Annotated in this window: 11 protein-coding genes; 1 reads left to right on the top strand and 10 read right to left on the bottom strand. The window is 64.3% G+C overall.

Annotation, left to right across the window (positions count from 1 at the left end; genetic code table 11):
• The 10 genes from CXR00_RS06835 to CXR00_RS06785 all read right to left on the bottom strand — a co-directional run bounded on the left by CXR00_RS06835 (position 1) and on the right by CXR00_RS06785 (position 15,588).
• Complete coding sequence (locus CXR00_RS06835) at positions 1 to 2,754, bottom strand: glycosyltransferase (protein ID WP_181032498.1); 2,754 nt, start codon at positions 2,752 to 2,754, stop codon at positions 1 to 3.
• Positions 2,747 to 5,869 (bottom strand): CDP-glycerol glycerophosphotransferase family protein, encoded by a 3,123-nt coding sequence (locus CXR00_RS06830; RefSeq protein WP_104053805.1) that lies wholly within the window; start codon positions 5,867 to 5,869, stop codon positions 2,747 to 2,749. The genes CXR00_RS06835 and CXR00_RS06830 overlap by 8 nt, the downstream gene beginning before the upstream one ends.
• Positions 5,866 to 7,158, bottom strand: a complete 1,293-nt coding sequence (wecC, locus tag CXR00_RS06825) for a UDP-N-acetyl-D-mannosamine dehydrogenase (protein WP_104054767.1) — start codon at positions 7,156 to 7,158, stop codon at positions 5,866 to 5,868. Before wecC ends, CXR00_RS06830 begins: the two co-directional genes overlap by 4 nt.
• Positions 7,139 to 9,046: a glycosyltransferase gene (locus CXR00_RS06820; protein ID WP_104053804.1), complete on the bottom strand. Its 1,908-nt coding sequence runs from the start codon at positions 9,044 to 9,046 to the stop codon at positions 7,139 to 7,141. Before CXR00_RS06820 ends, wecC begins: the two co-directional genes overlap by 20 nt.
• Entirely contained in the window at positions 9,047 to 9,946 is a 900-nt protein-coding gene (locus CXR00_RS06815; protein ID WP_181032497.1) for an ABC transporter ATP-binding protein, read from the bottom strand.
• On the bottom strand, positions 9,933 to 10,844 hold the full coding sequence (locus CXR00_RS06810) for an ABC transporter permease (RefSeq protein WP_104053803.1): 912 nt from the start codon (positions 10,842 to 10,844) through the stop codon (positions 9,933 to 9,935). The genes CXR00_RS06815 and CXR00_RS06810 overlap by 14 nt, the downstream gene beginning before the upstream one ends.
• On the bottom strand, positions 10,844 to 12,589 hold the full coding sequence (locus tag CXR00_RS06805; protein ID WP_104053802.1) for a glycosyltransferase: 1,746 nt from the start codon (positions 12,587 to 12,589) through the stop codon (positions 10,844 to 10,846). Before CXR00_RS06805 ends, CXR00_RS06810 begins: the two co-directional genes overlap by 1 nt.
• Complete coding sequence (locus tag CXR00_RS06800) at positions 12,586 to 13,788, bottom strand: glycosyltransferase family 4 protein (protein ID WP_104053801.1); 1,203 nt, start codon at positions 13,786 to 13,788, stop codon at positions 12,586 to 12,588. Before CXR00_RS06800 ends, CXR00_RS06805 begins: the two co-directional genes overlap by 4 nt.
• A gap of 71 nt (positions 13,789 to 13,859) precedes the next feature.
• Positions 13,860 to 14,582 (bottom strand): hypothetical protein, encoded by a 723-nt coding sequence (locus tag CXR00_RS18225; RefSeq protein WP_181032496.1) that lies wholly within the window; start codon positions 14,580 to 14,582, stop codon positions 13,860 to 13,862.
• A 4-nt stretch (positions 14,583 to 14,586) separates the two neighbouring features.
• A complete protein-coding gene (locus CXR00_RS06785; RefSeq protein ID WP_104053800.1) occupies positions 14,587 to 15,588 on the bottom strand; it encodes an LCP family protein in 1,002 nt (333 codons plus the stop codon).
• Between the two features lie 95 nt (positions 15,589 to 15,683).
• Between CXR00_RS06785 and CXR00_RS06780 the strand changes: the two genes are divergently transcribed.
• Entirely contained in the window at positions 15,684 to 16,160 is a 477-nt protein-coding gene (locus CXR00_RS06780) for a DUF3515 domain-containing protein (RefSeq protein WP_104053799.1), read from the top strand.
• Positions 16,161 to 16,163 lie beyond the last annotated feature (3 nt).

The raw sequence follows: 16,163 nt of genomic DNA, 5'->3' as shown, positions 1-16,163 counted from the left end.
TCACTCTGCAGCACCGGGCGGGTTGGCATGCTGGTCCAGAGGCCGCTGCTGGTGCCAGGGACGTTGCAGGTTCTCCACCGCCACGGTGATCCGCTCACATGAGCGCGAATCCCAGAAGGGGAAGGTCTCCCGTACCCGCTCCTCATACCTCTCTTCGCGGGCGAGTCCCCCGCGGACGATGCGCTCCAGTTCTTGAAGGGCACTGTCCACATTGTCAGTCACCGGACCAAAACCATGCAGGGAGTAGTCGAAATATCCCTTGCGGTACACGTGCTTCCCCCGGAAAATCTCGTCTCCGTCAAACTGCAGGTAGATGAGGTTACTGCCGGCATACGCGGCATCAAAGGCGATGGACGAATGATCCGTGATCATCGTGTGGGCTTTGGTCAGCTCGACCTGGACGCTCACATCGCGGTAACGCGCGGGGCGTACAAACTCGGGCAGATCCAGATGGGGCACCACAAATTCGAACTCCGGGTGGGGCATGAAAACCACGTCCACATCCTCGTTCGCACTCAGTTCCTTCAGCGCTGCTGAGCGCAGCAAAGCCATCCACGTGCCCCCGAAATCAGTCGCTTCGAACGCCCGGGCCGCCTCTTCCGGGGTAGCGCAGACTTCAATGACCTTTTTGACGTACTGCCGCCAGGTGGGTGCAATCAGGACCTGGCGGCGTTCCTCCACCGGTGAGGCCAGAGCCGCGGTGCGCAGCGCGTCGTACCGGGGCAGCCCCACGAGCTTGGCCTGATGGCTCGCCAGCCGGTACACACTGTTGTCACCCGCGATGGATTCGTGCTCCCCGCGGGTGGTCGTGACCATGGCAGCAATGTTCTTGCCGTTGATCCACCGGGACATGTCATCCTTGATGACACCGTGCTGAAGGTAAACAAATTTGGCGTTGCCGCTGCCGAAACGCTTGCGGCTCACCGGGTATTCAACGTTCCAGTTGGCATGTGACGAGAGTTTGTAGGAGGCATTCAACACCAGCAGCACGGATTCGTCCGAGCCGTAGGGAACCAGCTTAAATCCTTCACTCTGCAGGCGGTGCCAGTCCGCACAGTCCTGTTCAATCACGAAGAAGGCATTGATATCAGGGCGGTGCTTCATGAGGTAGCGGTAGAGGTGCTCGGCGTTGTCATCGGCCCGGTCAATCCGATCCATCAGCAGCCAGGCATCCTGGTACCGCGAGCGCACCGGTTCGGTGGATGCCCGGCGGATCAACGCCTGATCTGCTGCAGCACGCTTTTTGGCTGCGACAGATTTTAGTTGCCGGCGGAGCACACGGTTTATGGCCGATGCGGCTGTCCGGGAACGGGACTGTCCGGACAGCACCTGCCGGACAGTAAGTCCCGCACGGGCACGCGCGACGCGCCGGGTCACGCGGCTTCTGCCCCCTGTCTTGGTTATGCGACTTTCCGTCCGCCCAGCAGCCAGTCGAAGGTAGGGCGCCGGCTCCGGCTTGCGCCCGGGCTGCAGCGGCACTCTGCGGTCCGTGGTGGGAACCGCCTTAACGCCGTCAAGCACGATCTCAGTGCTCTCCCCAACCGGCAGAACAAGGATCCGCTCACGGATCAGGACTTTGCCCAGCACCCGGTGTTCGAGCACCTTGGCGGCCACCGGAACCCGGGAAACGCCGTCCACCAGGAACTCTTCCTGGGGCACGCTTCCCTGGTAAAGGTAGTTATAGGTGGTGACCTCCTGCACCGGATCCGTTGTCCCCTCCACCACGAGAGGATCAGCGTCACGGATGCCTTTGTAGTAGGTGCGGAGAATGTTGTGGAACAGCCAGCCTTGGCTGACCACGCTGAACGTGTTGATGACGTCTTCGTCAATCAGGGCGATGATGCTCTCCAGCAGCTCATGCATGTTGGTCTGCTGGTCGGGTGTGGCGGAGCCGGTGTCACTGTGCATGCGCTTGTCATCTATGTAGAGCCACACCAGGTCATAGAGCACCATGTACTGTGCCCAGTGAGGAACCCGTCCGGCGCTGGATCGCACGGCCTCGAGCATCCCCAGCCAGCCGTATTGCGGCAGGTCGCTGTACGCACGGGGATCGCTCCAGGTCCCCTGCACCAGTGACGCGGCGCCCTGGCGTTGCCGGCGGTAGTAGTAGCTGGCCGATGCAACGAGTCCGACCACCGGGCGGCCAACCGCCGCGAGGTAACGTCCGATAAGATTCGCGTCCTCGAATTTGGGCCGGATGCGTTCATCAAAGCGAAGCTTATGTGCCTCCAGGACTTCCCTGCGGAGGAAGGTGGTGGGCCCGTGCATATGGAAGTACTCCGGGTTCAGGTCCAGGTCAACCAGCAGGTCCCCTTGGCGGAACTTGCGGTTCAGCAGGTGGCCCTGTGACGTCCGCAGCGAAGAGTCGTTGAACTGCACGAGCCTGCCGGTGAGCATTTGCGCGGACTGCTGGATATCGCGGCTGATGAACGCGGCAATCCGTTCAAAATAGTGCGGGTGGAAGGCATCATCGGGGTCGCAGAACGTCACCCAGGTATTCCGGACCAGGTCCAGCCCCACATTGCGCGCTGATCCGGGGCCGCCGTTGTCTTTGCGGACCAGGCGGACGTTGGAACGGTCCTGCGCCCACTCGGTCACCAGCTGGGCTGACTCGTCGGTGGATCCGTCATCGATCACCACGATGTCCAGATCCTCGACCGGATAGGACTGGACCTCCAAGGATTTCAGGAACGTCGGCACGTATTCCGCCACGTTGTACAGGGCCACTACGAGGGAAAACTGGCCCTTAGCCACGTTGAACTCCTGTTGGGTTTTGGGAATGAATGGGGGCTGGCAGCAGTGCAGCGGACGCCGCGGCTGCCGCTGTGCCTTGTTCCGCGGACGTAAAACGGGCCACAATGCGGCTCGACGCCGGTTCGCCTGCAGCCGCACTTCGGGCCAGCGCAGACACGAGTTCATCAGTATTGGACGCCGCGGGCAGCAGCCCGAAGACCTCGGAGGGGTCAGCATACAGGCCGCGCGACTGGCGGTACTCCGCCAGATCCGGAACCAGCAGCACAATCGGCCGGCGGAGCACCGCGTAGTCGAAGATCGCCGAGGAGTAGTCAGTGACCAGGACGCCCGAGGCCAGATACAGATCATTGACTTCCGGATAATCGGTCACGTCGATCGCAGCGGGATGACTCTCAATCCGGCGCTGGCCGGCAACGTTGTGGTGGCCGCGGATCAGGAAGGTCCAGCCGGGGCCCAACCGGCGGCTGGCTTCGGCCACGTCCAGGAAACCCACCCAGTCCGACCGGCCGGCACTGTCCCGGGCACTGTCGCGCCAGGTGGGAGCGTAAAGCAGCACCTTCTGGTCAGCCGGTATACCGAGCAGGGTCCGCACCCTGTTCCCTGTCTCCGCCGCATTCGGATGCAGCAACGGATCGTTGCGGGGATACCCGGCTGTGAGCACTTCACCCGTATAGCCGAGCGCCTTCGGGAGCACACCGGCGGCAAAGTCATTTTGCGCCAGCAGCAGGTCCCACCACTGCGCTTCACGGGCCATCAGGTCACGATAGGACAGGGAGAGCACCCGCTGTGGCACATCCAACCCAATCTTTTTCAGCGGCGTTCCGTGCCAGGTCTGCAGATAGAACTGACCGGGTGACTTGCGGAAGTACCAGGGGAAGTTGTTGTTGTTGACCAGCCGCCGGGTGGAGGCCAGCTTCCGGTACCACTGAGCCGATCCCTGAAGCAGGGGCACCGCGTACTCTGGCACCGGCACGGAACGGTCCGCGACGGACCAATACAAAGGTTCATCAAAACTATTGGCGGCAAGGTAGTCCGAAATAGCCCGCGGACTGTCCGTGCAGTTCTTTCCGCCAAAGCTCTCAAAGAAGATTCCGGGCGTGAGTTCCGGGGACGGGTCCGTGCCGAAGACCTCGCGCCGCAGCCGGTACTGGTGGAAGGTCCCCACCTCATCCGCGGCCAGTGGAGCAGCGATGCTGACGGCCATGGCCCCTGCCGCCGTCCGCAGGCCGCGCACCCGCGCCGCGGGCAGCAGGCATGACTGGAAGGATGAGGCCGTGTCTTCGGTAACTGCAACAGCCGGATCTGACTGGTCCGGCTCGCTTCCCCCAGCATTCCAGCGCAGGGTGTAGGAGCCCGACGGCGGCGCCGGCAGCTCCCTCCCCCACCGTGCGACGGTGAGCGGGAATTTCAGCCGCACCCCGCCGTCGGGCAATGCAGTGGCGTCTCCTGCCGGAACCTGGAAGCGAGCCGTGACCAGGGAATAGGCAGCCGCCAAAGGAGCGCCGGCCACAACGATTTCAATGGCATCGCCTCCCGGTTCGGCGGAGAAGGCCGTTGCTTCGGGACCGTTGGCCCGGGACTTCCGGTCCGCTCCTGCCGGCGCCGGCAGGAGCACAGTCCGCTCGGCTCGGTGTCCGTCCACTTCCACGCGCACGGTCAGCTCCGCTGGCAGCGGCGCGTCCAGATGCAGGGAAAATGCGGAATCCGCGTAGCTGCAGTTCCGGTCCCCGGAGGAAACATCCAACTCCGGATCGGTGCCGCGGCGAATCTGCAGCGGCTGGAAACCGCCGGTCCCGGAGATGCCCACGGACAGCTGCACTGCGGTGCGGCGCAGGTCCACGTTGCGCAGGTAGGCGTATCCGCTGACGGCTGCACCGCCGTCGTTCGCCGTAACGGGCGGCTCAAGCGCGGTCACCAGTTCAAGGTGCCGGGCATCGACTTCCAGGAGTTCCCGGTCCACTGGCTCAGCGAGCACCTGCAGGAGCGGCGGCTCAGCGAAAATCCGTCCCTGGTCAAAGACGAGAGGGCTCGCGGTGCCGTTGTTGATCCGGTCCACCACGGCACGCCGGATGTCCTCCCGCCTGCCCTCCGCGGTCAGCTGCAACAGCACGCGTGCCTGCGGATCGAGGTCCCGCAGATGCGTCTGCCCGGCTGCGCAGAGCTGCCGGACACCCTGCCGGAGCAGCTGCCAAAACTCCTCGCCGACGTCCGGAACCTGTTCAATGTAAGGAATGAGGTCAGAACCGAGCAGCCGCCGGTGCCAGTGTGCCGCAGCCGGTGCCGGCGCCTCCGCCTCAAACAGCGATGTGACGTCACCGGCCACGGAGAGCCGGTCCCGGAGATCTTCGATCAGGTATTTGGCCTGCGTGATGGAAGAACCGTCCTCCCGGATCCGCCACCAGTAGACCACATCCTGCAGCACGTCGAAGGCCTCTGCGCGCAGGTAGGCCCGGGCAGTGGTCTCCTGGTCCTCGTAGCGGATGTTCTCCGGCATGGCGCCCACCTGCCGGTCCCAGAACTGCCGGCGAAAGACCTTGTTCCACAGGAAGACGTTGTCGATAACCTCTGGAATGTCGCTGACGGTAACGCGGGTCCGCGTCCGCGCGTGGATGGTCTCGGCCAAACGAACCGGGGTCTTCCTGCTGCCGCGGATCCGCCCGTAGGATCCCACGCAGAAATCGGACCCGGACGCTGCCAGCGATGTCAGCATGACATCGTAGGCATAGCCGGGAACAACGTCGTCGGCGTCGGCAAAGGTGAGGAACTTTCCCCGTGCGGCAGCAATGCCGGTGTTCCGGGCGCGTCCGTTGCCGCCATGGGGAAGCTTGATGAGGCGGATCCGCGGGTCATATTTTGCGTACCGGCCGGCCACCGCTGCGGATTTATCAGTTGATCCGTCATCCACCACAATGATGTCCAGATTTGCGTAGCTCTGGTTCACCAGGCTGGTGAGGCACCGGTCCAGATACAGAGCCACGTTGTGCATGGGCACCACTACGCTCAGCAACCCGTGGTCCGGCCGGCTGCTGCGCCCAACGGTGCGGCGAATCCGCGCCTTCAGCGCCGGATGCAGCTCTGCCCCGGCGGAGGCGAACCGCTTGGCGAGTCGGTTCATGCCGTGGTGCGCCAGAATCCCCTGGTATCGATGACAGCCTTCCCGGCCAGCTGTTCGGGGCGGATTTCCCGGAAGGTGTCGTGGTCCACCAGAAGGACAACGGCGTCAGCAGCAGCTATGGCGTCATTGGTGACGACGGAAGTTACGTTCGGCAGCGGGGCCAGCTCATCGGGAAGGGTGGCTCCGAGGAAGGACCGTCCCACCAGAATCTGTGCCTGGGGGTTTTCCAGTGCCAGCCGGCGGACAATTTCCACTGCGGGAGATTCGCGGGTGTCGTCAATGTTCGCCTTGAAGGCCAGCCCCAGGGCCGCGATGACGGGAGCTTCCATCCCGTCAACGGCTGCCGTCACCTCGGCAATAACGTGGCCTGGCTTGGCGTCGTTCACCTCGCGGGCGGTGCGGATCAGGCGGGAATTCTCCGGATCCGCGGAAACAATGAACCAGGGATCCACGGCAATGCAGTGGCCGCCGACGCCGGGGCCGGGCTGGAGGATGTTCACGCGCGGGTGGTGGTTCGCCAGCTCAATCAGGTTCCACACGTCGATGCCGAGGTTGCTGCTGATGACGGAGAGCTCGTTGGCGAATGCAATGTTCACGTCCCGGTAGGCGTTCTCCACCAGTTTGGCCATTTCAGCGGTGGCCGCGTCGGTGAGGTGGATGCGTCCCTGGCAGAACGTGCTGTACAGGCCGGCGGCGGCGGTGGCGGCTTCCGGCGTCAGCCCGCCGATAATGCGGTCATTAGTGACCAGCTCAATCATGATCTTTCCGGGCAGCACACGTTCGGGGCAGTGGGCAAACAGTACGGCGTCCTTGCCGCCGTTGGCCTCAGCCGACAGGTCGGGACGCAGCGCCAGGATAACTTCCGCCATCCGGCGGGTGGTGCCGGGAGGCGAAGTGGACTCGAGGATGACCAGGTTGCCGGGACGGATCCGGGCGGCAATATTGCGGGCGGCCTGCTCCACATAGACCAGGTCAGCAGTCTTGTCATCCTGGAACGGCGTGGGTACGGCCACGATGTAGGCGTCTGCTTCCGGTACGCTCCCCTGCGCCGTGAGATGCCCCTGGCTCACCGCACCGGCCACATGGACCCCCAGATCGGGTTCGATGAACGGCACCCGGCCTTCGTTGACGGCCTCGACAGTGTAGGGATTCACGTCCACACCGATCACGTGCAGTCCCTTGCCAGCCAGGATGGCGGCGGTGGGCAGCCCAATGTAGCCCAGCCCGACGACGGCGACGGTAGAGATCTCCGTCGCAGCCTCGCCGGCGTTATATGTCTGTGTGTTCATGTGGTCCCCCATAAAATTTCAGGTCTCCGGACGCCAGCAGTGCGGCGTCCTCCACCTGCCATGTGTGTCCGGTTGCTTCCCGGACCTGAAAGTAATTGAAACGGTCTGCTGAGTAGATGCGCTTGCCGGCTGCTGCAGCCTGCCGAAGGAAACCGGTGTCCTCCCCCAGCCCCAGCTCGGGGAAGGGCAGCTCCAGGACCAGGCTCCTGCGGGCCACAAGGGTGGGACCCATGACGAAGTCCGTGTACCGGTGCTCCCGGTGTCCGAACCGGAGCACTGTGGCGTTGGAGGTGCGCAGGTGCATGTAATGCGCCTGTTTACCCACGATGTCCGCACCCGAATAGTGCAGGGCGTGGAGCTGGTCGCTGAGATAATTCGGGCCGTAGTGGTCGTCGTCGTCCATTTTGGCCACCACCTCTCCGGTGGCGGCAGCGGCGCACCTGTTCAGGCACTCCCCCAAAGAAACGTCGCGGCCGGCCGTCAGCAGCCGCACCTTGGCCAGTCCGTGTGCAGCCTGCAGCTGTTCGAGCCGCCCCGGTTCCAGTTCGAATCCGTGGGTCAGGAGCACCAGTTCCACGCCGACGTTCCGTTGGCGGGCGATGGTGGCGAACAGGCTGTCCAGTTGGTGCGGGCGGATGGTGGGCACCAGCGCCGAGACGCTGGGCCGGCTCAGGGGGCGGATACGGTCCGGCAGCGCGGCCGCCAGAACGGCTTCCGCGCGGTGTGCATAGGTGTGCTGCTCCCAGATGCGGCGCTGGGCAAGGTGCACGGTCCTGTCGTTGTACTCCGGGTTGGAGGCCAGGCCACGGCTCAGTGCGGCAGCTTCCTCCCGGGTGGATGCCACCGGAACCTCCGTGGGAGCGAAGAACTGCTCCACGGCCGCGCTGGGCGTACTGATCACGGGGGTGCCGGCTGCACTGATTTCGAAAATACGCCGGGCACACATGCTGGGTGAATCCACCACGGAGTTCACGTTGAGGAACACTTTGTACGCCTTGTAGGCGGAGAGCATCTGCGGGTAACTCAGGGAACCCACCACCCGGGTGTCCAGGGGTGCCGGGAACTGATAATTAGTGTCCCCGCCGAGCTTGCGGGAAAAGATCTCCAACCCCGTGCCGAGTTTTGCCGACGCGTCCATGGCCCCGCCCAGGAGCAGGTCCATCTGGTCCCGGCGCTCCGGATACTTGTGCGCAAAGTACATGCCGGCAAAGGCGATGTCCCGGGAGTGCCGGCCGTGCCGGGGACGCACCGGATTGTGGATGGCCGGCTGCGCGGCAAAAGGAAGCACACCAATGTTCCCGTGGCCGAGGTCCTGCCGGTAGAAGGGGACCCGGCGTACGTCGGAGGTGAAGACATGGTCAAAAAGTGCTGCTGCAGGCAGGAAATCCTCGTAGTGGGGCGGATCTTCCTTGTTCCAAAAGACCGTGGGGATGCCGTTTTGGCGGCTCCATTGGAGCAGTTCCACGAGTTCGGGAGCAGGACCGGACGGACCGGCGAGTTTCCCGCGCCAGAGCCGGTTGTTGCCGGCCCAGGCCGATTCGATGAAAACCAAGTCCACCGCTGTAGCTGTCATCTGCTGCTGCCAGGATGCCGGATCCAAAGCCACGGTGTTCCACTCATGGGCAAAAGCCATGGCGGAGAATTCGTCCAAAATGACACCGACCGTAAGGTCGCTCCTGCGCGGCGCCGGCGTGGGCAGCGAGGCCGCGGGGATGGATAAGCGGCGTGCTGAACCGCGGCCTATCCACCCGGCTTCCACTCCTCGGGCGTTGGCGGGATCCGCAAAGCTACGCTCTGCCCGGCTCCGTAGTCTCCATTCCTGTACCTGGGCGGGACCACCGGCGCGCAGGTGCCAGAGTCCGGTGCGGACATCGGCAAGCAGGCCCACCTACTGCGTCCTCATACTGCGGCGGCCGGTGGAACGCTCCATCACGCGGGTGACAGTCAGGGATTCCATGGCATCTGTCCGGATTTTCGCGGCACTGATGTTGTTGCCCTTGGAGAGGTGCCGGGTGAAGTCTTTGTAGGCATTGACGACTGCCTTGGGCTCGCCGTCCATCAGCAGGTCCCCTTTGTCGATCCAGACGACGCGGGTGCACATTTCCAGGATGGTATCCAGGCTGTGGCTGACCAGGAAGACGCAGCCGGCCTTGCCTCGCAGTTCATCCATCCGTTTTTTACTGCGGTCGGCGAACTGCGCGTCACCGGTATTCAATGCCTCATCAATGAGGAGGATTTCCGGATCGATGCTGGCGGCGATGGCAAAGCGGAGCCTGGACGCCATCCCGGAAGAGTAGGAGCGCATCGGCAGGTGAATAGCCTTTTCCAGGCCGGAGAGCTCCACGATTTCATCAAACTTCTCAGCGATCTGCGCCTTGGACATCCCCATGGCCAGGCAGCCCAGCACCACGTTGTGGTCGCCGGGGAGTTCGGGAACCAGCGCAGCGTTGACTCCCAGCATGACCGGGGTGCTCACGGCGTAAACGGCCCCTTTAGTGGGTTTGACCTGCCCGCTGATGAGTTTCATGAGCGTGCTTTTGCCGGATCCGTTGCGGCCCACAATGCCAATTGATTCGCCGCGGACGGCCACCAGTGACATGGGGTTCAGCGCGTTGACGGTGACCAGGTTGGGTTTTGCCATCACACGTCGCAGAAGCCGTGCGGTGCCGCTGGACGTGTCATCCGCGGCCGGTGCTTCGCTGGACGGCACGCGGTAGCGCATGCTCACTTCATCGATGACGATGCACGGGTCCTCGCGTAGATATTCCAGGTCCTTAACCGCGTCCATAGGTTTCCTCCGCCCGCCAGAAGTAGACGGATCCAATGGCAAGCGCGCCAAGTGCCCAGCAGCTCAGGACGGCCCAGGACTGCCAGTCCGGCACAGTGTTGTAGAGCAGCACGTCTCGGACGATGTCCAGGACGTTGAACAACGGGTTCAGTTTGATGATTTCGAGCAGGACCGGCTGGTCGATGAAACGATCGTAGGAGTAAAAGACTGCTGATGTGTACATCCAGGCCCGCAGGGCGAAGCTCAGGAGGTGCACCACGTCATTTACTTTGGAAATCACCCGCGCCAGAATCAGCCCAACCCCCAGGTTGAAGATGCTCTGCAGCAGCAGGGCCGGAATGATCAGCAGTCCCAGCCAGGAGATCTCCTCAGTAGGCGGGATCAGCAGGACAATGAGCACCATCACGATGAACACCGGAATGTTGGCGAGCAGCTCGCGCAGGTTCACGGCAATGGGCAGGGTGGCCCGGGGAAAGGAAAAGGCCTGGATGACGGCCCGGTTCTGCTGGATGGACCGGCCGCCGTTAGTGATGGCGCGCGAGCTGTACTGAAAAAGGAAGATGCCGATCACCAGGTAACCGATGAAATTCTCAATGCCTCCGCCGGTCCCCAGCAGCAGACCAAATACCAAAAAGTAGGTCAGCCCGTTCAGCACCGGGTTCAGGATCAGCCAGATGCTGCCCAGCCGATCCCGGCGGTTTCCGCTCTGCACCCGTGACTTGGCGTCATAGAAAATAAACTCGCGGTAATTCCAAACCTGGACAACGTAGTCCACAAAACCCGGGCGCGCGCCAACGCGCTGCAGTCCCCGGACATCCACGGACAACGGTTTCACCTGGACTTCGGACGGGGAATCCGCCTGCGAGCCGGACTGGGGATCCGCCTTGATGCCGGCCATCAGGACGCTACCGTCAGAGAGCCGTACTTCTCCACGCAGAGCTCCGCGTTGGCATGCCAGGTCCGGGTGGCCAGAACGTGCCGGCGCCCGTTGACACCCATCCGGGTGCGCAGATCGGCATCGGCCAGCAGATGGCCGAGCGCTGCTGCCAGGGCCGCGGGGTCTCCTGCGGGCACCAGGGTGCCGTTGCCGCCGTCGTTCACCAATTCCCGGAGCGCAGGCAGGCTGCTGGCCACCACGGGGGTGCAGCAGGCCATGGCTTCCACGGGTTTCAGCGGGGTAACCGCTCGTGTCACGTTCAGATCCTTCCGGGGCACCACAAATATGTCGAGTGCCTGATGATACAAATGTGCGTCCTGACGGGATACACGGCCCGGGAAAACTACCCTGCGGTCTATCCCCAGCTCAGCGGCGAGCGCCTTCAATCCGGGTGCCGCCACGCCGTCGCCGGCGATGAGGCAGGTCAAAAGCGGATACTTCGGTGCAAGCACGGCGAAGGCCCGCAGCAGGTCGTCCAGGCCTTCATAGTCAACCAGACTGCTCACGGTTCCAATAATCTCGGTGTCCGCGGGCAGCCCGAGCTTTACGCGCGCTTCACGCGGCGCCAGCGGAGCTTTCAAGTAAAACTCCCCCACCGCGTTGGGCAGGAGCACAATCTTGGCCGGGTCCACTCCGGCTGCGGTAATCTCCTCGGCCATCACCGTGCCCAGAGTGGGCACCAGCGAAGCGCGGTTCATGATCCGGGCCTCGGCGGCTTTGAAGTCTAGGTACCGCTGGCTGCTCCGGGCCTCCTCGGACCGGGTGGATGCCCAGGTGTCAGCCAACTGACCGCGGACCTCGTACACCCATGGAATACCGAGGGCTTCCGCCACGGCGGCGGTGACCAGACCGTTGGTGAAGTGCGTGGTGGTGTGCAGCACGGCGGGCCGGAGTACCCGGGCCAGTGCAAGCATGTCTTCGGCCTGGCGCTGCAGCCGGCGGTCCATTCCGAAAGGCATCCGGGCCGGAAGCAGCCGGTGGTACACCACGCCGTCGATCACGTCCGTATCCCCGGCACCCAGCTTGCCCACCTGCACGGGATAGCCCAACCGGGTCACGGCATGGACGTTCCAGCCCAGCTCCAGCTGGGCTTTGAGGATGGAGTGCGTCCGCTGCGCATAACCGCTCTGGGTGTGCGGCAGCGAATTGGTCAGGACATGGAGCACCGTCCGGGGCTCCGGCTCATACCCCGGTAGCGGCGCAAGCTTTGGCTGCCAGCCGGCGAATACCCGTGCTTCGGCCGCGAGGCGGCGCTGCTGGGCGAGTTCCCGGCGGGATCCCCCGTCCAGGGCGCTGACCGCTTCGCGGGTGTTGCCGTTGTACCAGTTCAGCCGGGCCGCGGTTCCCCGGCGGCCTCCGGCAGCCGGCGGGACGTCTTCCAGGAGCCCGGCAGCAAGGTCCGGCAGTCCGGCAGCTGTGGCCAAATCCGCCATCCGCAGGCGCTGGCCGTCGCGGGCGCCGCTCTGCCCGCAGGCACGGAGGTTGGCTTCCAGCCTTTGCTTGTCCCCGCGGAGCAGGGCGTCCAGGGAGGCCAGGGTGCCCCGGCCGGGGACGCGGGCTGCCGTGTCCAGCAGCGGGCGCAGTACGCGGGGAGGAAGGCGGCGGGAGATTTGGAGCGCCAGGACCACCGGATCGTCGCCCAGGTGTTCGACGGCGGTTCCGCCGGCCAGCCGCAGATTGCGCACGAGTGTGCCGAGACGGTTCACGGGGTGGAAACCCCGTCCACCAGGGTGGTTAGCAGTTCGGCGTAGGCGTCAGCCAGGGCATCCACATTGGCATTGTCATGAACCCAGTCCCGGCCGGCCGTTCCGGTCAGCAGCCTGGACCGGTCAGCCGCGAGTTCGCGCCACAGTTCGGCAACCTTTTCGGGGTGGGCGGACACCACGTCACCGGCTCCGGATTCTTCGATGATCTTGCGGGCCTCGCCCAGCACAACCCCGGTCACATGCCGGCCGACCGCGAGGACTTCATAGGTCTTGGACGGAATGGTGGTTTCAAAGGACTTCCAGTCATCCCGCAGCGACACCACGCAGGTATCCGCGTGCCGGTAGTGTTCCATCACCTCGGCGCCCACGGCCGGATCGTGGAACACCACCGGGGCGTCCAGTTCCCTGGCGAGGGCTATCAGTTCCCGGCGCTGCACGCCGTGTCCCACCAGGTTCAGCCGCACGCAGTCCCGGGCCAGGGCGGCCGCACGGATCACGATGTCCAGCCGCTGGCTCTCGCCGTGGTTGCCGAGGTAAAGCACGTTGAGGAATTCCGACTGCTCCGGCGGCGGCATCAGCAGCTCGCGGACTGACACGTCAACACCGTTGCTGACTGTAGCCACGTTGCCCAGCCCGCGGTCCCTGAGCGTCTGCGCGAATCCGTAGGTCACAGTGACAACAAGGGCGGCCCGATCCTGGATTCCCATGATGATGCGCTCGGCCAGCCCCTTTGCGCTGCCCGGAACCAGCCGCGCGTCGCGGGCAATGTCCGGCCAGGCGTCCCGCATGTCCACAACCAGCGGTGTGCGCAGCAGCCGGGCAGCGAGATAGCCGGCACCAAGGATCGGCAGGCTGGGGACGGTGACAATCACGGCGTCCGGTTTGGGGCCCAGAAGCGCAGCCGGAACGCTGCAGGCTGCTGAAAAAAGATGGTCCGCCAGGCGCCCCAGCCGGGTGGTGCGGTGCCAGAGGTAGGGGACCCGTCGAATCTGTTCCCCGTAAACACCGGTATCACGGCGGAAGGCGCGGCCCGCTTCTGTCTTGGGCAGTGTGCGCCGGCCGTGGGGTGCGTGCGCTACGGGAGCTACGACGTCGACATCCCAGCCCCGCTGACGGAACGAACGGATGATCTGGGTCCAGCGCCGCTGCGGAGGGCTGTGCTCCGGCGAGTAGGAATGGGTGAGTAAGAGTACCCGCAAAAACTACCCCCAGAGTTGTGCTGTGGCTTGGACCACTGTATAAGACCGTGACAGTCTATCCCTACTGTCCGTTATCTCGTGAAAGCGGCCTTCGCCGAGGATCCGCGCAGCTTAATGTAGTAGAGCGCGCCCACTCCGATAAGTCCCAGAATCACCAGGGTGCGCACCAGCCATCCGCTGCCCTCCGGCCCCTCACTGTCGCTGCTGGGCGCCGCTGCCAGCATGCTGGGCGAGGCGGTTGCCGACGGCGCAGGGGTGGCTGTCGGGGAGGGAGACACGCTGGCTGTTGCGCTGGCAGTGGGCGACGGCGACGGCGACTCCGTAGGCGACGGCGTGGGGCTGGCCGTCTCCTGGTCATCGGCGATCTCGGTCACGAGGCCGGTTGCAGGGTCCCAGCGGAAATTCGTGTACAGCATGCTCCCGGCTTCGATCAGGTAGCCGGTGCCTGCCTCGATCAGCCATCCGGTGCCCGGGTGAATCAGGAGACCCGTGCCGGGATCAATGACGTATCCGGTGGCGGGATCAATGGCCGGTGCCGGTGCAGCAGGGGCCGGCGCAGGCTCGGGTTCCGGAGCCGGCGGCTCGGGAGCGGGTGCAGGCGGTACGGGTGCCGGTGCCGGCGGGGCCGGCGTTTCGGAAGGCGGCGGCTGGACGGGGTTTGTTGGCGCTACCGGCGCGGGGGTTTCGGGCGGCGGGGTCTGGACCGCGGACGCGGGAGCAACAACCACTGACAACACGAGCACGGCGGCTGCCGCGCCCATTCCTGCGCGACGCGCCCCAGCTGCAAAACCCACGTTGTTATCCCCTATTGGTTGCGGCCAGGTATTCCCCCATGGCGTCGGTGTCCAGTGCTTCCGCTATCTCAGCGATCGCAGCTGCGTCCTTGACCACAATAGACTGTCCGTCGCTGGAGGTTCCGGCCCCCAGGGTCGGCAGCGTGAACATCTCGATATTTCCGCCGCGCACGTTGCGCAGGGAGAAGGCCAGCTGTCCGGCGGCTGCGGCGTTCAATCCCTCGTCCACGCTGAGATAGGGAGAGATTTCGGAAACGGAGCGGCTGATCTTCACCGGGTTCAACAGAGTCTCCTTGGACAGTGCCGAGGAGACGAGTCCGCTGATAAACGTCTGCTGGTTGCGCACCCGCTGGTAGTCGCCCTCGGCAAAGGCGTGACGCTCCCGGACGTAATTCAGGGCCGAATCCCCGTCCAGGGAAACAACACCGGCCGGGAAATAGTCATCGGCGATGCTGGAGGAGAAGGGCACCGGGTTATTCACGTCCACTCCCCCCAGCGCGTCGGTCAATCCCTTGAACCCCTCAAAATCAATGATGGCCACATGGTCAATGGGTGCATCGAACATGGTCTGGACTGCGTCCACCGCCAGCGGCACCCCGCCCAGGGCCATAGCGGCGTTGATTTTCTGCTCACCGTAGCCGGGGATGTCCGTCCAGGTGTCGCGCATGATGGACATGACGTAGGCGGTGCTTCGGTCCCCCGGTATGTGCACCAGCATCATGGTGTCGGAGCGGGAGGCCTCGGATCCGGGGTCCCTCTCGTCGGTGCCGATCAGCAGGATGTTCTGTGACTTGCCGGCCCTCGGATCCTTGAGTGGGCTGTCGGCGGGAAGCGCGTTTTCGATGGTGGTGGTGCCGCTGTCAAAGCTGCGCGCCAGGCTCCAGAGATAGCCGCCGGCCACCAGGGCAACGGTGAGCAGCAGGACCAGGAGCACCACGGCGGTGGTGCGGACGGGATGCCGGCGGCGTGCGGCGGGCTGCTCATAGTCCTGAAGAAACTGCGTCACAAAAACTCCCTGAAGTTAACGAGTAATGAGCTTAGCGCCCGGCGGCCGGTTCGCCGATTCCGTCCGGGCGGCCGCAGGCAGATAACCTTGTAGGCATGTTCTCCTCCCGCGTTGCCTTTTCGGCGGCCGTTCTTGCCCTTGCCGCCGGTCTCAGCGCCTGCACTCCCATTGCCGACGTGGAACCGGCTCCGGATGCAGCCAACCCGGACTGCGCCACCATTATGGTGGCTCTTCCCGCCGAGCTGGCGGATCAGCAGCAGCGCGAGACGGACAGCCAGGCTACTGCAGCCTGGGGAGAACCTTCCAAGATCATTCTGCGCTGCGGGGTGCCGGTTCCGGGACCCACCACCGATCAGTGCGCCACGGTAAACGGCGTGGACTGGATTCTGCGGGAAGACGAGTCCACCTGGACCGCAACGACGTACGGGCGCGAGCCGGCGGTTGAGGTCCTTTTCAACCCCGACGAGGTTTCCTCCTCCACCCTGCTGGTGCAGCTGGAAAACTCCATCACGCGCATTGAGCCCACCCGCGAGTGCATCAGCAGCAACGATCTCGAGCTGCCTGCACAGTAGGCA

It is taken from the genome of Arthrobacter sp. 9E16, assembly GCF_002929435.1.
Lineage (GTDB): Bacteria > Actinomycetota > Actinomycetes > Actinomycetales > Micrococcaceae > Arthrobacter_B > Arthrobacter_B sunyaminii.
The sequence above is the reverse complement of the archived record's forward strand: the minus strand, read 5'-3'. Positions and strand labels throughout refer to the sequence as shown.